The sequence below is a fragment of the Budvicia diplopodorum genome, assembly GCF_009800925.1.
Classification (GTDB): domain Bacteria; phylum Pseudomonadota; class Gammaproteobacteria; order Enterobacterales; family Enterobacteriaceae; genus Budvicia; species Budvicia diplopodorum.
The window spans coordinates 286,821-306,079 of record NZ_WOYF01000002.1 but is presented as its reverse complement, the minus strand read 5'-3'; the positions used below and the strand labels follow the sequence as shown (position 1 = coordinate 306,079).

The following is a 19,259-nucleotide window of genomic DNA, read 5'->3' as shown; positions in this document are numbered from 1 at the left end:
GTTAACTCCAACTTACTTAATCAAGGGGGATAAGAATTGTGATAACTGGCTATTTTGAGGCATGCCAAACCAATCGCATAGATGCAGAAAACGGTGGTCGCTGGTGCTGTCACCTAGCCCCAAAACCGGCCGGTCTGGCGCATCGGCGCGTAACCGGCTGAGCAGATGCTTGACCGCCTGACCTTTATCAATGCAGTGGGGTAAAAATGCAACGTTATTACCGTTGCTGTGCAGGTAGAATTCTGAGCAATCTTGCTCTTTTAGCAGCCGTTCAGCTACCCGATAGATCTCTTGCGCTTTAGTGCTGTCGGTGTGCTTCATAACCAAATAGATCGGCTGTTGGTCATATTCGTAGTTGATTCTGGCCCAGCCCTCAACCTGCATTTTATCCAGCAATTGTTCGCAGGCCTCACGCAGTTGAATGACTAAGGGTGATATCAGTTTTAACCGCGTGAGAACAATGCTTTTCCACTCGTCGTCCGGCTGGCGATGTTTATTGAGTATAACCGCACCGTGGGTAGCGATGGCCCAACTGGTGAAGGGAACCTGCACTCTCGACAGTTCTTCTGTTCCCCGCGCCGTGACGGGAATGGTTTCTGCGGTACTTAATAGCCAGTTAACCAAGTTAAACTGCTTTTCACTCATAAAGCTGCGCGGCTGCAGCTGCCGATCCAGAGCGCCTACGTGCTTGGGCTCGATGTTCTGTTCATTGAGCATCTTACGTTTAGTCTGGAAAATTGTGTCATCCAGATCGATCAGGGCAATAGGCTGTGACGGGGTAGCCATGAACAATTTAGTCATGAACAATGATCTCCAGAGTGGCGTTGCCGCCGCTTAAATAGGCCTGAAGTTCAGGATCGATAAACGAGGCCGGCGTTTCGGTACATAACAGAATGTGCTGATAATCATTTGGGAAAATATTGTACATAAAGTTAGCGATGCCTAGCCCGTAGTTATCACCGAAGGCGACGCCGCACTTGATTGCCATTCCGATGGATATGGGCGAACGGGTTGTGGAGCTGAGGTAGACCTCTGCTCCGGCGGCTTCGAGTTGCTCACCCAGCAAGAAGGGCTGCCACATAAACTCGCCGGTGCCAAGAATGAGTATTTTCTTACCGGCGTATTGGGTGTGATTACTGGTTAACGTTAGCTGATGTTGCTCACAGCCAAGCCGCCCCCAATTTTGTTGAGTAGCCATGGGGGCTAACCCGCGGGCGGTGACGTTAACCGATGGCATCACCGGCACCGGTGCATCTGGCTTTGGCTGCCACGACCATGAGCCAGATACCAGACAGACTTCGTTAACCGGAATATCTAACCGGCTGGCTAATTTGCCATCGCTCCAGTTGGTCAGGGTGGCCGTCACAATGTGTGATAGCTGCGAAAGACCCGCGGCCGATAATGACTGATACAGATTAAAGAAGGTGTTGCCGGTAGTGGCTTCATCATCAACCAACACTAAGGATTTGGCAGTTAAAAACCGTTCACGCAGCCGTGGGTCTTCGGGTAAGTAAATCAGGTGGTCGGTAGCGTGGCTGTGATTTTCTTTGAATTCGCAAAACAGCTCTCCGTCAACCGGATGACGCGTTGATGTCACTAAACAGGCTTGATGCCCAAGCCGGGTATATTCCCGATGTACCCCAGCAGCCAGACCGACTGCGGTTTCAGCCATGCCAATAAATAAAACGGGTTCGGGTAAGCCCGTAGGGATTTTAGCCGCCAACGTGCGGTGGCTGGCTTTCATGGCCGACGGCGTGACTGGAATATGTTTACCCAGCACTTTACTGACAAACAGAAATGAGCGTTTAGGATTATTTCTTTCCGCCATTTCAAACAGCGAACTCAGCTCGGCCTGCCCGTCAGAGCACACTGAAATGACACCCGTTGATAACTCAATTGTTAACATTAAATTCCCTGATGGTATGAAGGGTAAACAGCGTCGATGGTTAAATGACGATAGCCTGTGTTAAAGGACGAACCATGACGTTGGGTACCAAGCTACCCGTCGCCACTACAGACGGTTCCAGACCGAGAAAGGTTTGAACAAATAGCGCCGGTAGATTGATACCTGAATGGGCTAAATAGCCGATGCCACCCGATGGACGAAGGTTGATTTCCAGCAGTACCGGGCTTCCGTCTGGCGCATTACGAGTTTGTACGTTAACAATACCGTCGGCGTTAATCACCGATGCACAGGCTATTGCTAAGTCGATAGCTGGCCCCTGATTTTCAAAAAACTGGTAGGAACCCTTTTTGACTCTGGCAACGGCCTTGATGACCTTACCGGCTTGGACAACCATATCAACAGAGCGTTCAGGGCCGTCCAGATAAGGCATTAACACCAGTGGCTTGAAATCTTCACTCAGTTTCATGGCGTGTAAAAAAACGCCAACGTTGGCCATTCTGGAATCCGTATCATAAAAACAGCGGGCCGCTGGAATTTCGTCGGAGAGCTTCCAAAAACCCATGCCATAAATGCCTTTAACCGGTTTAACGCAATGTAACGCATCGTCACCGAAAGGGCGGGCTTTCAGTTCGGTTTCTAGCTGGTCTGCATGGGTGATTTCAATAGAAGGTACCACCGGCAGGCGGTACTGTTCCATCAGCCGGGCGAAACGGATTTTACTGTCGGCAATCTCAAACATCTCTACGTCAGAAACGCCGGTAACCAGAGTAACGCCTAAAGACTCAATGCGGCTACGATGCTCTTCATACCATAACGTATGTTTACCCGCGTGAAGCAGTTTTATCTCATATTTGCGAATGGTATCGCGTAAAAAACTCAATCTTTCGTCGGCGTTCTGAGGTTCAAACTGGTTAGCGTCAGAAAATTCATGAATTTCCGGCCTTTCCTGAGAATGGGTCGAGACAATGAACAGCGAAGGGTAAAGAGATTTAATACCAGCAATTATTTCTCTTTGTGATGATAATCCTTCTGTAAACAATAGCATGGAGTATTTCCTTGTGACTTTTAGCCGATGTCTGCGGGTGCCGTCAAACGGTAAACTGAGCTGATACTACAGTATACCGTGAATTTTATGGCTAAATCTTTTGGTTTGGCCACGTTTCCCAATGAAAAGGGTATTTTCATATATTTAGAATGAATATATTATGACTTTAGTAGTCCAAAAAATGAGGTTTTATCACTTCATCAATAAGCGTTAAATTAGGCGTGAATAACGCGTTGCTATTGTTGGATTTTTACCGATAAACGCCATTGTGTTTATTTAGATAGCGAGCGGAAGTGATTAAATTATTCTGATAATTCATCTGATTAAGTAGGGTTAATGAAATATGCCAGGCTAAATGGAAACATGGCTAACTAAAATAGAACGCTTAGCCCGTTAGTTATCGGCTGAAATCTGACTCGCTTTCACAAAAAATATATATTAGTCTGTTAAAATCATTTGCTAGACAGTTTGAAATCACCAGTTTTTTAAACCATTGTGTGTAAGATAATGTGGTTTTATACCTGTTTAGTATTGAATTCTTCCTCAGTTGCTAAGTTATTGATATTATCTGTCTAGTAGTCTGGTTTTTTATCTGAACGGTTATACACCGACTCTCTCTACTTTTACGCGATGCGGTGATGGACTGTTCAGGCTATGGTTTTAATCACATTGCATCGGAGCATTATTGGTGAAAGAACTCGTCGCAGGAGGTAATACCTCCGTCCCATCGTCTGCGTTAAAAGTTAAGATCATTTCAGGAAAAGCGGCAGACGTTTCGGCCTATCGCCTATATGCCAATGAGAAAGTGTCCGGCGATTCAGATATGGTTTTCTACGGCCAGAAAACCAATGATGACGGCAGCGTTAGCCTGATCGAAGAAGGAGTAACGTCGGTATTTGAAGTGGATTTACCAAAAGTTAAACCGTCGGTTATGAAGATCGCGTTTGCCCTCACCTGTGATAAGAACGATACCATTCAGGCGCTGAACCGGCTGTCTGTACAGGTTGAATCGAATAATGAAGCGATCGTTTCCTGTAACGTTGACATGGTCGGGCGTTCAGAGGCCGCGTTGATTTTGGGTGAACTTTACCGCCGTAACGATGAGTGGAAGTTTCGTTTTATTGCTCAAGGCTTTAACGGTGGTTTAAAACCGCTGGCAGAGCACTTTGGTGTCGACGTGAATGACGACGAGCCCGCCGCTGCGCCAACTCCACCGCCGGTAGTTCCGACTCCGCCAGCGGCTCCTGCGGGGCAGCCTTCTGTAAACTTAAGTAAAATCTCACTAACGAAAGAGAGCCCTCGGGTTAATCTCAGTAAGAAAGATGATTTCGGGCTGATTCGGATTAACCTCAACTGGAATCAAAAAGTTGAGAGTAAAGGCTTTTTAAACAATCTGTTAGGTTCAAATAAATCTATCGATTTGGATTTAGGCGCCTTTGTTCGATTGAAGAACGGTGAGCAGGGTGTCATTCAGGCATTAGGCAACACCTTTGGTTCTTTCAATTCGGCCCCATATATAGAGCTACAGGGCGATGACAGGACCGGAGCCGTAAAAGATGGCGAATGGATGCATATCAACGGTTCCCAATGGAAGAATATTGACGAAGTCTTAGTCTATGCCTTTATCTACCAAGGGGTGCCTAACTGGGCTCAAACCGACGGGGTAGTGACTATTCACATGCCGGGTCAGGGGCCGATAGAAACCCGTTTGACCGAGGGTCAAAACAGAAACGGTATGTGTGCGATTGCCCGTATTGTCAACAATAACGGTGCTATCAACATTGAGCGTATTAACCAATATTTCAGCGGTCATAAGGATATGGATAACGCCTTCCGCTGGGGCTTTCGCTGGTCCGCTGGCTCAAAATAACGGAGATATAAACATGTTAGAAAAATTGAAAGCTGCCATCTTGGCTGGCAAAGATACGTTGAATAAAGAGATTGGTAAGTTCAAAAATCGTACTTTTATGGAAGCAACCGTTGCTGGCTGTGCTTTAGTTGCTGCCGCTGATGGCAACGTAAGCGGTGAAGAAAAGCAGAAAATGGCAGCCTTTATCAAAAACTCTGAAGAGCTGAAAGTTTTTGATATGCCTGACGTTATCGCCTTTTTTAATAAAACCATATCAAGCTTTGAGTTTGACCATTCAATTGGTGAAGCAGAAGCGTTAAAAACCGTGGGTAAACTGCGTTCTAACGTTGATGCGGCCCGATTAATGATCAGAGTCTGTATCGCCATTGGTGCCAGCGATGGCAATTTTGACGAGTCTGAGCAAAAAGTTGTCAGACAAATGGCTAAAGAGTTAAACCTAGACCCAAGCGATTTTGGTCTGTAATCCTATAAATTTAAGGTAATTGATTAGAATGGAAACAACGCCATTAGGCTTCCCTATTGAGACAGTCCTGGTCTTTATCGGTATTGCGTTAGCCGCTATTTTTATCGACTTATACGCACATCGTAAAGACTCAGTAGTGAGCCTGAAAAGTGCCGTTCTTTGGTCACTGTTTTGGGTTGCTACTGCGCTGCTATTTGGTGGTTACCTGTATATCCATCATGGTCAGAGCGTTGCAAGTCTTTACATCACGGGTTATGTGCTGGAAAAAGCGCTTTCCGTTGATAACCTGTTTGTCATGATGGCAATATTTTCATGGTTTACCGTACCTGATGCCTACCGTCATCGCCTGCTGTACTGGGGCATTATGGGTGCCATCGTCTTCAGAGCGATCTTTGTGGTGATCGGTACCGGCCTCCTGGTGTTGGGGCCATGGGTAGAAATGGTGTTCGCACTCGTCGTTGCGGCTACCGGCGTAATGATGCTGCGCAGCGGCGGTGATGATGGTGAGATTGAAGATTATTCATCGCACTTTGCCTATCGTTTCGCCAAGAAGCTGTTTCCGTCTTACCCTAAGCTGGCGGGCCACCGCTTCTTGCTAAATCAGAAAGAGCTTGATGCCGAGCTGGCGAAGCCTGAAAACTCTGATTTAGTGGGTAAGATTGGTAAAGGCATGTTCTACGCAACGCCGTTGTTCCTGTGCGTTATGGTGATTGAGCTGAGTGACGTGATGTTCGCATTTGACTCAGTTCCTGCGGTTATCGCCGTTAGCCGGGAACCGCTGATTGTGTATAGTGCAATGATGTTTGCTATCTTGGGTCTTCGTACTCTGTACTTTGTTCTGGAAGCCATGAAGCAATACTTAGTGCATCTGGAAAAAGCAATTATTGCACTGCTGTTCTTTATCGCAGCAAAACTGGCGTTGAATGCGTCAGGGCACCTGTTTGGACACGGATATTCAATAGATCCGACTATCAGCCTATACATCGTGTTAGGCATGTTAGCGCTCGGAGTATTGGCAAGTTTGATCTGGCCTGCAAAAGACGAAAAAGATTCAGAATCTGTATCTTAAGTTACAACAAGCTAAATTAATAAAAGGAGCAAATAATGGGTGTTAGTTTATCGAAAGGCGGAAACGTATCGTTAAGTAAGGCCGATCCTCAGATGACTCGCGTATTAATTGGTTTAGGATGGGACGACCGTTCTACCGATGGCGTCGATTTTGACTTGGATGCTTCCGCATTTTTATTGTCTGCGAACGGTAAAGTTCGTGGTGATAACGACTTTATTTTCTACAACAACCTTAAGTCTAACTGCGGTTCTGTAGAGCATACCGGCGACAACCGTACCGGTGACGGCGATGGCGATGATGAATCTTTAAAGATAAATTTGGCAACCATTCCTGCTGACGTAGAGAAAGTCGTATTTACGGTTACCATTCACGATGCTGAATCTCGTCGTCAGAATTTCGGTCAGGTTGCAAACGCATTTATCCGCGTAGCTAATGAGTTGAGCAATATCGAAATTGCTCGTTATGACCTGAGTGAAGACGCTTCAACTGAAACCGCCATGATTTTCGGCGAGCTGTATAAACACGGCGCAGAGTGGAAATTCAGAGCGGTAGGCCAAGGGTATGTCGGTGGTCTGGCTGCAATGGCAACACAATATGGTATTCACGTTGGTTGATAAAAATATGGGCGGCTTAGGCTGCCCATTTTGTGACATCTTACTTAATTAATAGGAACTCAAACTATGGCAGTATCATTAAGCAAAGGCGGTAACGTTTCTTTAACTAAAGAAGCCCCTACAATGACTAAAGCGATGATCGGCTTAGGCTGGGATACGCGCGTAACTGACGGTGCAGATTTCGATCTGGATGCCTCAGTATTTATGGTTAACGAAGCGGGTAAAGTTATCAGCGATTCAGGATTCATTTTCTTCAATAACAAAACTAGCCCATGTGGTTCTGTTGTTCACCAAGGTGACAACCGTACCGGTGAAGGCGACGGTGACGATGAGAAAGTGCTGATCTCTCTGGACAAAATCCCTGAAGACGTGAAGAAGCTAGTTTTCGCAGTGACCATCCATGAAGCTGAGAAATTAAAGCAAAACTTCGGCATGGTTAGCGCGGCGTTTATGCGTGTTGTAAACAACGATGGCAACCAAGAAATTGCCCGTTTCGACCTGAGCGAAGATGCTTCAACTGAAACGGCGATGGTGTTCGGTGAGCTTTATAAGCATGGCGCAGAATGGAAATTCAAAGCAATCGGTCAAGGTTTTGCCGGTGGCCTAGGCGCATTAGCCGTGCAGTATGGCGTTAATATCTAAGCATTATTTGTCTAGATTATAATGTTAAAAAGGCCACGAATTGTATTCGTGGCCTTTTTGTTTGGCGGCAGTCTTCTTTTTCGACCGAATAATCGCCTCTAGTTATCGACCATCTGCACTACAACCAGCCTGCCGCCTTCTTCAGTTGAAAGAACGAACTGAAGCCCGTCGGTCAGCTCAAGTTTATCGCCAATAGCAATGTTGCGCTTATCCGGTAACGCTAATAAATCGTTAATGCCTTCGTTAACCAGCCACCATTGATCGTTGTGGAACTGGAAGTAGCCAACCCGTTTCTTTTGTTCTTCGGTGGTGCGCTCATTCGGGGCAACCAGACGATTAACGTGCCACTGATACAGCGATTGGCCGGTCCATACCATCAGGCGGTGGTCGTCGGGGCGAAATGAGCCCTCTTTGCGCGATGAGTAAAGGTTTAAGATCGGCAGTTTACCTTTATATGGCGCTGCGCAATACGGGCAAATTGGCTGCGTTTTGCCGGAGAATACGTACCATTTTTGTTCACAGGCTTTATTTTGGCAGGGTTGTATCAGGTCCACGGTTTTTACCAGCGCGGTTTCCCATTCGTCGGCGGTTGGCCGTTTTGACGGGTCGTGCAGACCGGTGATAAAGGCTTTCTCAAACAGGGACGACAAATAAGGGCCCATCACGGTATAAGGGATCTTGTTGGTATCAGCCCACGGCAGCGAAGACGCTTTAACCTGATTAAGCTTTACCGCATTACTTCGATCGGTTGGGTGTTCGACAAACAGGGCTTTTTCACCCATCAAGAGCGACTCATCGCGCAGCTCGTCGTCGATATCGTGAATTTTTCCGCCGCGTAGCGGATGACGATAGAACAAATACATGTAGATCAAAACCGAGAGAGCATGGCGGTCAGTCGAAATGCTGGGTAAAAACCTGTTTTTATCGTCTTTAGGCAAATGGCTGGTTTTCACCACTTCCGGCGCAATGAAGTCAGGCGTGCCGACAACGTCCGGCGGGTATTTACCCGGCACGACCAGCCCGTCGATGTCAATAACGCAGGCATGGCCCTGTTCAGGGTCAATTAGCACGTTCTTATAGCTGAGGTCGCTGTGGCACAGGCCCGCTGCGTGCATACGGCGCACTGCGCGAGTCAGCAAAATGCAGACTTTCAGGTAGCTCAGCGTATCGCCGCGTTCCCGTGGATCGAGGAATTTATTTTGGTTGTTGGCGCTGGCAAACCATTTGCCTTCCTTTTCCCGCCCCTTGATCGACAGGAAGTCATTATTCTTTGAACCATATTTAAAAAAGAAATGGTTTTGATAGGTTGGGACCACAATGCCCAGTTTACCATTGTGCTCAACCATGTCGGTTGGCCAGCAGAACAGGTCTTTCCAGTATTCACCGCCGGCCTGCTCAAAAATGCTTTGCTTAAACCGGCCGGTAATCATCTGAATGCGATCTTTAGCCTGCGCGTCTTGCTGGGTTTTATAGAAAGCCACCACGTAGGATTTATCCGGTGAAAAATAGACATCTTTCATTGCGCCGGAGCCGATGATGTCGTCAACGTACTGTACGGTTTTACCGTCGACAGTTTTACAAGTAATAATATTTGCCATCTGAATATATCCTTTCTACATGACCACGACGGCTATTACCAACTAATCGCAATGGTGCGGTCATCATGATTGCCCGGTGAGAAGAAGCTCAACCAATCCGTTAGTTTCTCTGCTGCTTCATCTGGCTGGAGACAAGGTAGAATCTCATTGACTAACTTATCCCAGCGCTCGGCAGACAGCAGGCCGTTATCGGTTTCAAAGTAGGGGTCGGAAACGCCGTCAGTCATTAAAATAAGATGGCTGATGTCGGCCCATTTGCCGATCATGATGCGGCTATTAAACCCGCTGTCGTTGATGGCATCATTATCAAGAAAGCGAGTTTGTCCTGCGTATTCACCGCTGTCCGGCGTTCCTAATAATCGCACTTTTCCTACCGGGCCATAGGCTGCAATCGCTCCGTCGCCCATCCAGAACGCGGCAGCAAAGAGCTCGTCGCCACAGCGAATCGATACGGTTGCCAGTAGCGTTGTGGCGTAGGACTTAGTCGCCTGACCCATGAGGATAGCTTCATTTTCTATCGCATTGACGGCCAGCTTAGCGGCATTGCGGTACAGTTCAGAGAACAGCGGGCCAACCAGCTTTTGAGACTCGGGCTGCCAGTCCTGAACCAGTGCCTTGAGCTTTAGCCCTTGCTCGCCTTTCATTTGTGTACTTAAGTAGTCGCCCGCGGTTTTCGAAGCAATTTCAGAGCCTTTGCGAGAGTTCGGAGCGCTGCCGGCACCGTCGGCCACGATCGTGATGGTCCAGCCGTTATCGGCGTCGTGGGCGATAAAAAAGTCGTCATCACGAAACGAACCTACGTGTTCATGAGAGCGGCCCCGGCGGCTGGCGGCGGCGATTGTAACGCCGTTTTCATTGATAACCCGGCTGTCAGTATTGGCTTTAAAATACTTATCGTCCGCCGGAGGTTCGATGATTTTCCATAGGCTGCGGGGATCCGGGTTCACAATAATCAACGCATCGGTTGTGTATGACGTTTTTCCGTCGGTGGTCCATGTGATAAACAGGCGATAGTCGCCGTCAGCGGTTGGCGTTCCGAATAATTCTTGGGTTTGCGGATCAAACGTGATGCCAATATCGTGGCTGAATGCGATCGCGTGGATCAGTACCGCTTCGCCGGTATGGCTGACGGGTTCAATTTTAGAACGGTAGGCGGTATTGACCCGGGCATTGGCAAAATTGAAATTAACGTTTGGCATTGATGCCCCTTTGGGCGCAACGGCAGGTGCGCTCGACTGCGCGGGAATTTGCCCCGGTTTGAGTGGTATTGCCGCCAACCCAGCGTCGGAACCAACGGATAGATCGTCGATTACCTGAGTTTCTGCGTCGGGCAATTCCGACATAGCCTGTTCGACCGGCACGGCGGCTGCGGCGTTTAGCCGTTCCACTTTCTCGTTTAGGCTCAGCGAGAATTGCTGAATTATTTGCTGAATATCCTGATTATTTTCCAACTGGCTTAATTCAAGCTCTGACAGCGCCGGAATCCGATGGGATAGCGCTGTGCTAAGTAGAGATCTGGCGTTGGGCCTCTTTTCTGTCATTAGCCTTTTCCTCTGCTAACGTCAAAATCGTAGTCACTGCCGTTATCACGGAACTTGATGGTTTTTTGGCACCAGGGGCAATTGATCTCTTCCTGGCCATTGACGCAAACCAGCTTTCCACAGCCGCATACCGCAAAAGCGCTTGAGTTGCCACAGTGCGGGCAGCCGGGAACCCCTTCCAGCTCGGAGGTATTGACCTGTAGCGCGGACGCTGAGTTATCGCTCCATGAGAAGTAATCTTCATCAATCGGGAAGCAGCCGGTCAGATTAAACCGGTTAAGGTTCAGCTTAAAGTTGAGGGATGACAGGTTGACGTTCGGGCGCTCGTATTTAATCAGATAAGGGCGCCGGGTTTTATTGCAGCGGCCCACTAAGGTCACGCATGAGTCATCATAGGCGCGGGCTACTTCATCTTTAGCCAGACGAACTATTTCATCGGTTTTTGCCAATAGCGGAGGCGGCTCGTCGCCAACGCTTCGGCTATGGGCAACTACCGAGGCGGTAATCCATTTAACGAACTTGGTGAAGTCACCTTCGTTGGTATCTTCAAACAGCAGTACGTTGTCGGTTAGCTGCTTTAATACGTTTAAATCTGCTGACAGGCCCAGCCCGATGGCGATCAGGTTTGCTTTTTTGGCATGCTGCTCTTTCCAGCGCTTAATGGTTGCCGTGTAGTCATCGGTAGGGCGGCCGTCGGTAAGCAGATAAACAATTGGTTTCCAGTCGCCTTTACGGTCTGCGGTGGTTTTTATCACGTTACGGTCAATTTGGGCTGCCAGTTCGTCTAGCGCGCCGCCGAGGCAGGTACCACCGCCAATAGGCAGCCTTGGTGGATAAAACGACACCACTTCGACTAACGGCGCGATGGTTTTTGCTATACCGGCAAAGGCGATAACGGAGATATAAACGGTTTCCAGCGCGTGAGGATCTCTTTTCAGGTCGTTGACGATCATCTGTAAACCGTCATTTAGCTTTTTCAGATTTTCGCCGATCATTGATTCTGAACAATCGAGAACGAAAAAAATGGGAAGTCTTCTCATAACATAATCCTTTGTGTCAATTGAGTGCGCATTTTTAACTGAAGACCCTCGGTCGGGGTAATGACCCTTAGTTAAAAATAATCGAATGTGCTAAATGAACGGGAAAAATAAAAATGGCAAAGCTTAGCGTGAGATAAACTTTGCCATACGGTTAGAGTACCAGTTGAATTTCCGGCGGCGGTGGCGGCAAAGTGCTTTGCGTATCCGCTACGCCGGCACTGCTGCTACCAACTGAAACGCTGGCCGATACCCATTTGAAAAAGCTGGAAAAGGCAACGGAATCTAAGGTGTCGAGAGAAACTACCTGAGAGGTCAACTGAATCAAATGCTCGTGTTTCGCTTTAGGGCCTGCGGCACAGGCAATAATGGAACCAAACGGACGCTTTTTGATTTCCGCAATGGCCTGTGTGTAAGCGTAGGCGTCAGACGGGCTACCGTCAGTCATCAGGAATACCAGTGGCCGCCAGTCTCCTTTTTGATCGTCAGTAGAACGCTTTACGTCACGATCGACACGTTCAATCAATAGCTCAAGGGCTGCGCCCATGAAGGTCCCGCCAGCGCTGGGTACGTCGATATCGGTAAACTGGAAGTTCTCAAGTGCGGTTAGTGGAACGTGTTCTCTGGCTTCATTATCAAAGGTGATAATTGAGATATGTACGCTTTCTAATGCATAGGGATCTTGCTTAAGCGCATTGAGCATGGCTTGGATACCGACATTAACCGAATGAATAGGCTCCCCACGCATTGAGCCCGATGTATCCAGCAAAATATAGACGGGCAGCCTTCTCATTACACGTAGTCCTTCAGATAAGATACAAAGCTGTCTGAGGTTGACGGTTCACCGATGGCGTTAAGCTTCCAGCCGCCTTCTTCTCTGACTAATTCAGCGAACAGCAGTGAGCATTGGTTAGCAAATGCTGCTCCGCCAGAGAGGTTGAAGCGGGCCATTTCAACATTTTTTGCATCGACGGCACGAATGTAGGCGTTTTTAACTCGACTAAAGTTTTGCTTCAGCTCTTGGCCGTTGTAGATCTGAACGATGAATATAATTTTAGCGTATTCTGCGCCAAGCGTATTTAGCTTAACGATAATTTGCTCGTCATCACCGTCGCCTTCACCGGTACGATTATCGCCGGTTAACCAGATTTGCCCTGACTTATGCTTTTGACTGTTAAAGAAAATAATGTCGCCGTTGACTAAGGTAGGGCGGCCATTGGTTTCGTTGCCAAGGTCTTTTACTTTACCGTGTTCGTCACATAAAAAAGCAGCTACGTCTAAATCGTACTCTTCGCTTTTTCCGCTTAACAGGGAGCTGAAGAAACCTTTCTTCTCTTCGTTAATATCCCAGCCTAAACCGATTGTCACGGATGACAGATCGTGTTCGTTCTTTTTCAGGCTGACGCCTTGTCCTTTGCTTAAACTTACAGCCATAATTTCTCCTTATAATTCCTTTAGAGTACAACGTTAACTTCTGGTGGTGGGGGTGGTAGATCACTCAGGCCAATGACTTCTTTTTGCCCCGAATCGATTTTTTGGCTACCTACAGAGATACTTGCAGATACCCATTTGAAGAACGCTTTAATTGAGTTTGAATCGGCAGTGTCGAGCTGAAGTACCACTTCAGTCACCTGTTGCAGAACTGAGGTATCGGCATGTTGGCCGGCGGCGCAGGCAACAACTATGCCGGTACGGGCCTTTTTAAAGTCGGCCAGACCTTTATGCCAGTCATCAGTCGGGGTGCCATCGGTCATGATAAACACCAGTGGACGCCAATCGCCTTTAATCTCTGCCGTGGTCTTTTGAACCTCTTTCTCAATGCAGCTGCCCAACAGCGATAACGCTTCACCAAACGCCGTTGTACCGGTAGCGACGATGTCGGGCGCTTTGAAGTTAAGCAGCTCCGTGAGAGGGGTAACCTGACGAGCCGATGAGTCAAAAGTAATGACGGAAAGATAAGCGGTTTCTAACGCGTAAGGGTCTTGCCGTAGAGTCGATAACAGAGTTTGAACGCCATTTTTTACTGCCTCAATGGGTTCACCGGTCATTGAACCTGAGGTGTCTAGTACCAGATAGATCGGTAGTCTTCTCATGTGCATCCTTACCGTATACGCGACTAAGTTTTAATCCGTGATGTCACGATATTAATTGATTTAATGTGTAACGCAACTACTGATATGAACGCGGCGATAAATATCGATTAGCCTAAAGATAAATTATACTTTATAAGCGATAGTCGACAAGATGGGTATCGTGAAGATGACTCTATCATTTGATTTATAAAATAAAAGAAGATTGTGTTTAGGTAAGGTAATGGCCAAGTGAGTAACGTTAGCGTTACTCACTTGGCCGGTAGGGCTTCAAAGCATTTCTAAAGGGATTTTTCTTTGCGGCGGAGGGAAGGCGGCATCGAGAGTAAGATAATCTTCGTGCAGCAGCTTGATGGCTAAGCTGCCGATATTTTCCTGCATATGTTCAAGCGAGGAAGCTTTTGGAATGGTTATCACGTTATGGTCGCGCATCACCCATGCTAGTGCAATTTGGGCGGGAGTTGCATCGTGTCGCTTGGCAACTTCAGCCAGTGCCGGATGTTCTAACAGGCGGCCTTGCTCAATAGGAGAATAGGCCATGATCGGCAAACCGTTATTGCGGCTCCACGGCAGCATGTCATATTCAATGCCGCGGCGGGACAGGTTATACAGTACCTGATTAGTGGCCAGCTGTTCGTTGTCAACGATAGTCATCAGCTCTTCTAAATCGTCAACGTCAAAGTTACTGACTCCCCACTGCCCAATTTTCCCCATATCGATCAGCGTCTCCATGGCTTCAACCGTTTCCCCTAGGGGAATATTTCCACGCCAGTGAAGTAAATAGAGGTCGATATAATCGGTATCCAGGCGCTTTAAGCTGGCTTCACAGGCACAAACCGTTCCTTTTAAGCTGGCATTACCGGGCAGCACTTTACTCACCAGAAACACGTCATCACGACGCCCTTTAATAGCAGAACCTACGACGTGCTCAGCGCCTCCGTCAGCGTACATTTCTGCGGTATCGATGAGCGATAGCCCCCGCTCGATACCCTGCTGTAGGGTGTAGATTTCCCTCGGTATATCGGAGCTTCGCTCTCCCATAAACCAAGTACCCTGCCCAAAGACCGGCACATCGTCTCCGCTAGGAAGCGCAATGTAACGCATATTTTTTCTGGCCATGCTATCAACCTCAATTCAATGAAAATTAATGGCGGGTTTCGTTGTTATCCTGATGCAATGGATCTTCATCACCGTCTTCGTCTTCATCATCAAATTCGTCATCAGGGCTGCCGTTAGGATCTTCAAAATAGGTGCCCCAGCCGTCATAGTTGATCTCAAAACGCTCGGCGAGCAGAACAAGTTGTTCTACCTGTTTGTCGATCACTTCAACGTTAAGGCCAACTTCGCTGATAACGTCACAGCACATCACAACCAGACCTTCTTCAACTTCTAGCTCTTCCGGGTCGGTAACTTCATAACCCAGTTTAAAGGCTTCAACCGCCGCTTTTTCCAGCATGTTAAAGTCTTCAGAAGAGAGGTGATGCTCAATAGAATACAGGGCATCAGGATCGCTGCCGTCTTCAAGTAGCTCTTCAACGATCAGTCGGGTCTCTTCGCGTTGTTCGTCCAGCAGGGCATTCAGCTCATCATTAGGCATGGTGTTTATCTCATATTATGATAGGGAATTGATGGTATTCTCACATAGTGCAACACGTAGCTCCACTTCTAAAGGTAAAGTTTTCTTTGTAGTGCGGTTGATTATGAATATTAATTCATATAAATTGATTTAATATTCATAACTAACCCTTATTCTGGAGACAGTCATATGCCTCAATTCTATCAGCGTCACCTGCTTCGCTTACTTGATTTTAAACCAAATGAAGTATCTGTATTACTTACCTTAGCGGCAAAACTGAAAAAAGATAAGCAGGAGGGGCAGGAAAAGCCAACGCTGGTGGGTAAAAATATCGCGCTGATCTTTGAGAAAGACTCCACCCGCACCCGCTGCGCCTTTGAGGTTGCCGCGTTCGATCAGGGCGCGAAAGTGACCTATCTGGGGCCAAGCGGTAGTCAAATTGGGCACAAAGAATCGATTAAGGACACCGCCAGAGTATTAGGCCGGATGTATGACGGCATCCAGTATCGCGGTTTTGGTCAGCATATTGTTGAAACTCTGGCGGAGTATTCCGGCGTACCGGTGTGGAATGGCCTGACCGACGAGTTTCACCCGACGCAAATTCTGGCCGACCTGCTCACCATGCAGGAACATTTACCGGGCAAAAATTTGTCAGACATGAAGCTGGCTTACTTAGGCGATGCTCGCAACAATATGGGTAACTCTTTACTGGAAGGTGCCGCCCTGATGGGCATTGACCTACGTTTAGTTGCGCCAAAGGCCTGCTGGCCGGAGGCTTCGCTGGTTGCCGACTGCCAGAGGATTGCTAAAACTACCGGTGCAACGCTGACGCTGACTGAAGACATTGCTCAGGGCGTGAACGGCGTGGATTATCTGTATACTGACGTTTGGGTTTCTATGGGCGAGGCTAAAGAAGTATGGAAGGAGCGTATTGCGCTGCTGAAGTCTTATCAGGTTAATCAGGCGATGATTGAACTGACTCATAACCCACGGGTTAAATTCCTACACTGTTTGCCTGCGTTTCACGACGATAAGACCGTGATGGGCAAACAAATGGCAGAGCAGTATGGATTAAACGGCGGAATGGAAGTGACGGATGAGGTTTTCGAGTCGGCCCATAGCATTGTGTTCGATCAGGCTGAAAACCGTATGCATACCATTAAAGCGGTGATGGTGGCAACGCTAAGCCGGTAATGACTTTCCATCCCATTCAGCGGTTGAATGGGATGGAGAAACGGTCGGTTACAGCTTGCTGACTAACATTTTTATTACGGCTTTGCGTACGCGGGCTGGCTCACCAACGGCGCACAGCGGTTTATGAACTTCTCCCGGATAGAAAACAACGAAGTCGCCTTCTTCCAGAATGACCTGCTGCTCTTTCTCTCCGGCCGGTAAAAACGCAATGTCTTTATCCGCCAGCAAATTATCGGTAGGTTCACCGGCAGGGAAGCTGCTGAAGGTCATTCCTTCGCAACCCTTTAATACAATTTGAATATCCAAATAGCGTTCATGATATTCAGCCCGGCGTTGTTCAGCGGGTTCAGTACTGTCGTTGGAAACTAAAACAAATACGTTATTGCCCTCAATGTCGTGTTTACCCAGCGGCGTATCCTGATTGATATTTTTTTTAACATACTCAATGGCCTCTTTCAGCTTTGCCGGTAGATAGGGCGTCAGGCCAAGGTGATGAATATTTCCGATAATCATAATTATTCCTATTAAAGAAAATGAAATCCTGTTTCATATTCTATATTGGTACGTAGATAAACTCACTGAGTTTTGATCGCTTTGGAATGTTGCCGAGGGCCGCTTGATGATTCTCTACGCTGTACTCGCAGGCTTATGGTGCATCTTTGCGTAAGCGCTCTATAATGGCAGGCGTGATTTATTTAAATCGGGTATATACATTAAAAAGTGAAGGAGAATCCATGTCTCGTATTATTAATACTGACAAAGCACCGGCGGCAATTGGCCCTTACGTTCAGGGCGTCGATCTGGGCAGCATGATCATAACTTCTGGCCAGCTTCCAATCGATCCTAAGACCGGTGAATTCCCGGCAGGCGTGGCCGCTCAGGCGCGCCAGTCTTTAGACAACGTGAAAGCCATTGTTGAAGCGGCCGGTCTTAAGGTGGCTGATATTGTGAAAACTACCGTATTTGTCAAAGATTTAAATGACTTTGCTACCATAAACGCGGCCTACGAGGCTTTCTTCACCGAACATAATGCATCGTTCCCGGCGCGTTCTTGCGTTGAAGTGGCCCGTTTACCGAAAGATGCTAACGTTGAAATCGAAGTTATTGCCGTTCGCGGCTAATCACCGTTTGTACCCTACGGTTCAGGGGTGATGGAATAGAAATGGCCGGCATTGAATGCCGGCCATTTTATTTGCTGTAGCTTGAAATATTGCTATTAACTCTTATTTCTATTAACTCTTATTTCTATTAATGCTTATTTCTATTTAACGCTTATTTCTATGCTTTTTATTTTTAGGGGCGGGGTAGGTCGGCCGGGCATGAATTGCCTGATAAACCTTAAAGCGCCCGGTATGAGCCAGTACTTCATGGCTGCCGAAGGTAGCATCAAGAATCTCCGCATACGGCAGGAAGGCGTTGGCTACAATGATCAGACGCCCTCCAAGCTGAAGGTGTTTGGTCGCGCCGCGAATGAGCGTTTCTGCCGTCGTGAAGCTGGTTTGAAGCCCGTCATGGAACGGTGGATTTGAAATAATCAAATCAAAGCGGCCTTCAATATCAGAAAACACGTCGCTGGCAATCACTTTGCCTTTCAGATGGTTCGCTTCCAGCGTGGCTTTACTAGATTCAATGGCAATGGCGCTAACGTCGCTTAGCGTCAGTTCAACTTCTGGCATTGCTTTAGCCAGCACGGCAGAGAGCACGCCCGCACCGCAACCGATGTCGAGAACTTTGCCTTTGGCGCTGTCGAGTACAGAAAGCAGCAGCTTACTGCCCAGATCCAGATCGTCACGGCTAAACACGCCCGGTAGCGTTTTCACCGTGGTGCCTTCAATAGCGTATTCATCCCACCATTCGTCCAGATTGAACTGGGTCTGATTGTCTAAGCGGAAATGGTACAGGCTACAGCGGCGGGCGCTGTCAATTTTAGCAATGGCACCAAAATCGGCTAATAGGGTTTCAGCGCTACGAACGCCGCTGCGGTTTTCACCGACAATAAACATATCGCTGCCAACCGGTAGCTGGCTGAGCAGTGAGCTTAGTTGAAACTGTGCTTCTTGCTTGCTTTTTGGCCAGTAATAAATCAGGGTGTCGCAGTCGGCAACCAGCGCTGGCTGCGGCAATAGGCTAAACTGCGCGTCATCACCCAACGTGCGGTTAATCTGACGCCAGTGGTGATACTGGGAACAGTGGACGCGTACGTTCTTCGCTTCAAACTGGCTGGCCAGTTCATCCTGTAAATCGCCGGCAAACAGTACGCGACGTTCGGTAAATTCATCGGTGTGGCGTAGTATAACTTCGCTGGCCGGGCAAAAAGCGGACATATCATTCTCCTGGGAAGCAAAGAGGCTTTAGGGCTTTGCCGAAACATAGTTAAGCAGACGTTTTATCGCCTATCGATAAGTTCGAAATAAACGCACACTAAGGTAACGCAAAACAACCTGAGCGCTATGCCTCAGTAATTATTCGGCGGAATTATAGTGCTTTCGTAGCGAAAGCACTATAAATACAAATTCCTCTATATTCTCGATGTAACGAGCATCAAAAGCGACAGAGCCGAGCAAAACAGCATGAGAACTTAGAGAAGAGTACGAAAGCGGATGGCACTAAAGAA

The 19,259-nt window shown here is 47.7% G+C and carries 20 protein-coding genes; 7 read left to right on the top strand and 13 right to left on the bottom strand.

The genetic code is table 11. The annotated features are described in order from the left end of the window. Window positions 1-12: 12 nt before the first annotated feature. The 3 genes from GVI43_RS03790 to GVI43_RS03780 are packed head-to-tail and all read right to left on the bottom strand — an operon-like array spanning window position 13 to window position 2,951. Window positions 13-801 carry an HAD family hydrolase gene (locus tag GVI43_RS03790; protein WP_246201483.1) on the bottom strand — a complete coding sequence of 263 codons (789 nt, stop codon included), beginning with the start codon at window positions 799-801 and terminating at the stop codon, window positions 13-15. Beyond that, complete coding sequence (locus GVI43_RS03785) at window positions 794-1,906, bottom strand: phosphoribosyltransferase domain-containing protein (protein WP_159565412.1); 1,113 nt, start codon at window positions 1,904-1,906, stop codon at window positions 794-796. The genes GVI43_RS03790 and GVI43_RS03785 overlap by 8 nt, the downstream gene beginning before the upstream one ends. Before the next feature lie 40 nt (window positions 1,907-1,946). Then, the gene (locus tag GVI43_RS03780; RefSeq protein ID WP_159565411.1) at window positions 1,947-2,951 is read right to left on the bottom strand and encodes an ATP-grasp domain-containing protein; all 1,005 of its coding nucleotides are present in this window, start codon (window positions 2,949-2,951) and stop codon (window positions 1,947-1,949) included. A gap of 688 nt (window positions 2,952-3,639) precedes the next feature. Between GVI43_RS03780 and GVI43_RS03775 the strand changes: the two genes are divergently transcribed. The 5 genes from GVI43_RS03775 to GVI43_RS03755 all read left to right on the top strand — a co-directional run bounded on the left by GVI43_RS03775 (window position 3,640) and on the right by GVI43_RS03755 (window position 7,609). Next, window positions 3,640-4,821, top strand: a complete 1,182-nt coding sequence (locus GVI43_RS03775; RefSeq protein WP_159565410.1) for a TerD family protein — start codon at window positions 3,640-3,642, stop codon at window positions 4,819-4,821. A gap of 13 nt (window positions 4,822-4,834) precedes the next feature. Continuing rightward, complete coding sequence (locus tag GVI43_RS03770) at window positions 4,835-5,284, top strand: tellurite resistance TerB family protein (protein WP_159565409.1); 450 nt, start codon at window positions 4,835-4,837, stop codon at window positions 5,282-5,284. A gap of 28 nt (window positions 5,285-5,312) precedes the next feature. Next, on the top strand, window positions 5,313-6,353 hold the full coding sequence (locus GVI43_RS03765) for a TerC/Alx family metal homeostasis membrane protein (RefSeq protein WP_159565408.1): 1,041 nt from the start codon (window positions 5,313-5,315) through the stop codon (window positions 6,351-6,353). 35 nt (window positions 6,354-6,388) lie between these two features. Beyond that, window positions 6,389-6,967 (top strand): TerD family protein, encoded by a 579-nt coding sequence (locus GVI43_RS03760; RefSeq protein WP_159565407.1) that lies wholly within the window; start codon window positions 6,389-6,391, stop codon window positions 6,965-6,967. Window positions 6,968-7,033: 66 nt separating this feature from the next. Beyond that, the gene (locus GVI43_RS03755) at window positions 7,034-7,609 is read left to right on the top strand and encodes a TerD family protein (protein ID WP_159565406.1); all 576 of its coding nucleotides are present in this window, start codon (window positions 7,034-7,036) and stop codon (window positions 7,607-7,609) included. Window positions 7,610-7,707: 98 nt separating this feature from the next. Here the strand turns inward: GVI43_RS03755 and GVI43_RS03750 are convergent, their stop codons facing one another. The 8 genes from GVI43_RS03750 to rraB all read right to left on the bottom strand — a co-directional run bounded on the left by GVI43_RS03750 (window position 7,708) and on the right by rraB (window position 15,472). Continuing rightward, on the bottom strand, window positions 7,708-9,207 hold the full coding sequence (locus GVI43_RS03750) for a helix-hairpin-helix domain-containing protein (RefSeq protein ID WP_159565405.1): 1,500 nt from the start codon (window positions 9,205-9,207) through the stop codon (window positions 7,708-7,710). A gap of 35 nt (window positions 9,208-9,242) precedes the next feature. After that, window positions 9,243-10,748, bottom strand: coding sequence for a PP2C family serine/threonine-protein phosphatase (locus GVI43_RS03745; protein ID WP_159565404.1), 1,506 nt, complete (start codon window positions 10,746-10,748; stop codon window positions 9,243-9,245). Next, window positions 10,748-11,788 carry a TerY-C metal binding domain-containing protein gene (locus tag GVI43_RS03740; protein WP_159565403.1) on the bottom strand — a complete coding sequence of 347 codons (1,041 nt, stop codon included), beginning with the start codon at window positions 11,786-11,788 and terminating at the stop codon, window positions 10,748-10,750. The genes GVI43_RS03745 and GVI43_RS03740 overlap by 1 nt, the downstream gene beginning before the upstream one ends. Window positions 11,789-11,939: 151 nt before the next feature. After that, window positions 11,940-12,578 carry a vWA domain-containing protein gene (locus GVI43_RS03735; RefSeq protein ID WP_159565402.1) on the bottom strand — a complete coding sequence of 213 codons (639 nt, stop codon included), beginning with the start codon at window positions 12,576-12,578 and terminating at the stop codon, window positions 11,940-11,942. Next, the gene (locus GVI43_RS03730) at window positions 12,578-13,219 is read right to left on the bottom strand and encodes a TerD family protein (RefSeq protein ID WP_159565401.1); all 642 of its coding nucleotides are present in this window, start codon (window positions 13,217-13,219) and stop codon (window positions 12,578-12,580) included. Before GVI43_RS03730 ends, GVI43_RS03735 begins: the two co-directional genes overlap by 1 nt. A gap of 20 nt (window positions 13,220-13,239) precedes the next feature. Further along, window positions 13,240-13,878, bottom strand: a complete 639-nt coding sequence (locus tag GVI43_RS03725; protein WP_159565400.1) for a vWA domain-containing protein — start codon at window positions 13,876-13,878, stop codon at window positions 13,240-13,242. A gap of 267 nt (window positions 13,879-14,145) precedes the next feature. Continuing rightward, window positions 14,146-14,994, bottom strand: coding sequence for an aldo/keto reductase (locus GVI43_RS03720; RefSeq protein WP_159565399.1), 849 nt, complete (start codon window positions 14,992-14,994; stop codon window positions 14,146-14,148). 25 nt (window positions 14,995-15,019) lie between these two features. Continuing rightward, entirely contained in the window at window positions 15,020-15,472 is a 453-nt protein-coding gene (rraB, locus tag GVI43_RS03715; protein ID WP_159565398.1) for a ribonuclease E inhibitor RraB, read from the bottom strand. A 168-nt stretch (window positions 15,473-15,640) separates the two neighbouring features. On the opposite strand from rraB, the gene argF reads away from it, so the two are divergent. Beyond that, window positions 15,641-16,645 (top strand): ornithine carbamoyltransferase, encoded by a 1,005-nt coding sequence (argF, locus tag GVI43_RS03710; protein WP_159565397.1) that lies wholly within the window; start codon window positions 15,641-15,643, stop codon window positions 16,643-16,645. A gap of 48 nt (window positions 16,646-16,693) precedes the next feature. Here argF and GVI43_RS03705 read toward each other — a convergent pair whose 3' ends face one another. Continuing rightward, on the bottom strand, window positions 16,694-17,158 hold the full coding sequence (locus GVI43_RS03705; protein WP_159565396.1) for a NanQ anomerase/TabA/YiaL family protein: 465 nt from the start codon (window positions 17,156-17,158) through the stop codon (window positions 16,694-16,696). A 221-nt stretch (window positions 17,159-17,379) separates the two neighbouring features. Here GVI43_RS03705 and ridA point away from each other — a divergent pair, with 221 nt between their 5' ends. Further along, the gene (ridA, locus tag GVI43_RS03700) at window positions 17,380-17,766 is read left to right on the top strand and encodes a 2-iminobutanoate/2-iminopropanoate deaminase (RefSeq protein WP_159565395.1); all 387 of its coding nucleotides are present in this window, start codon (window positions 17,380-17,382) and stop codon (window positions 17,764-17,766) included. A 144-nt stretch (window positions 17,767-17,910) separates the two neighbouring features. Here ridA and rsmC read toward each other — a convergent pair whose 3' ends face one another. Next, complete coding sequence (rsmC, locus tag GVI43_RS03695; RefSeq protein WP_159565394.1) at window positions 17,911-18,969, bottom strand: 16S rRNA (guanine(1207)-N(2))-methyltransferase RsmC; 1,059 nt, start codon at window positions 18,967-18,969, stop codon at window positions 17,911-17,913. Between the last annotated feature and the right edge of the window lie 290 nt (window positions 18,970-19,259).

Bases quoted from the DNA above. Each gene is read 5' to 3' on its own strand.
- GVI43_RS03725 (WP_159565400.1), bottom strand. From the start codon at position 13,878: ATGAGAAGACTACCGATCTATCTGGTACTAGACACCTCAGGTTCAATG.
- GVI43_RS03785 (WP_159565412.1), bottom strand. From the start codon at position 1,906: ATGTTAACAATTGAGTTATCAACGGGTGTCATTTCAGTGTGCTCTGAC.
- GVI43_RS03790 (WP_246201483.1), bottom strand. From the start codon at position 801: ATGACTAAATTGTTCATGGCTACCCCGTCACAGCCTATTGCCCTGATC.
- GVI43_RS03765 (WP_159565408.1), top strand. From the start codon at position 5,313: ATGGAAACAACGCCATTAGGCTTCCCTATTGAGACAGTCCTGGTCTTT.
- GVI43_RS03735 (WP_159565402.1), bottom strand. From the start codon at position 12,578: ATGAGAAGGCTGCCCGTCTATATTTTGCTGGATACATCGGGCTCAATG.
- GVI43_RS03780 (WP_159565411.1), bottom strand. From the start codon at position 2,951: ATGCTATTGTTTACAGAAGGATTATCATCACAAAGAGAAATAATTGCT.
- ridA (WP_159565395.1), top strand. From the start codon at position 17,380: ATGTCTCGTATTATTAATACTGACAAAGCACCGGCGGCAATTGGCCCT.
- argF (WP_159565397.1), top strand. From the start codon at position 15,641: ATGCCTCAATTCTATCAGCGTCACCTGCTTCGCTTACTTGATTTTAAA.
- GVI43_RS03760 (WP_159565407.1), top strand. From the start codon at position 6,389: ATGGGTGTTAGTTTATCGAAAGGCGGAAACGTATCGTTAAGTAAGGCC.
- GVI43_RS03730 (WP_159565401.1), bottom strand. From the start codon at position 13,219: ATGGCTGTAAGTTTAAGCAAAGGACAAGGCGTCAGCCTGAAAAAGAAC.
- GVI43_RS03755 (WP_159565406.1), top strand. From the start codon at position 7,034: ATGGCAGTATCATTAAGCAAAGGCGGTAACGTTTCTTTAACTAAAGAA.
- GVI43_RS03745 (WP_159565404.1), bottom strand. From the start codon at position 10,748: ATGACAGAAAAGAGGCCCAACGCCAGATCTCTACTTAGCACAGCGCTA.
- GVI43_RS03720 (WP_159565399.1), bottom strand. From the start codon at position 14,994: ATGGCCAGAAAAAATATGCGTTACATTGCGCTTCCTAGCGGAGACGAT.
- GVI43_RS03770 (WP_159565409.1), top strand. From the start codon at position 4,835: ATGTTAGAAAAATTGAAAGCTGCCATCTTGGCTGGCAAAGATACGTTG.
- GVI43_RS03750 (WP_159565405.1), bottom strand. From the start codon at position 9,207: ATGGCAAATATTATTACTTGTAAAACTGTCGACGGTAAAACCGTACAG.
- GVI43_RS03740 (WP_159565403.1), bottom strand. From the start codon at position 11,788: ATGAGAAGACTTCCCATTTTTTTCGTTCTCGATTGTTCAGAATCAATG.
- GVI43_RS03705 (WP_159565396.1), bottom strand. From the start codon at position 17,158: ATGATTATCGGAAATATTCATCACCTTGGCCTGACGCCCTATCTACCG.
- rsmC (WP_159565394.1), bottom strand. From the start codon at position 18,969: ATGTCCGCTTTTTGCCCGGCCAGCGAAGTTATACTACGCCACACCGAT.
- rraB (WP_159565398.1), bottom strand. From the start codon at position 15,472: ATGCCTAATGATGAGCTGAATGCCCTGCTGGACGAACAACGCGAAGAG.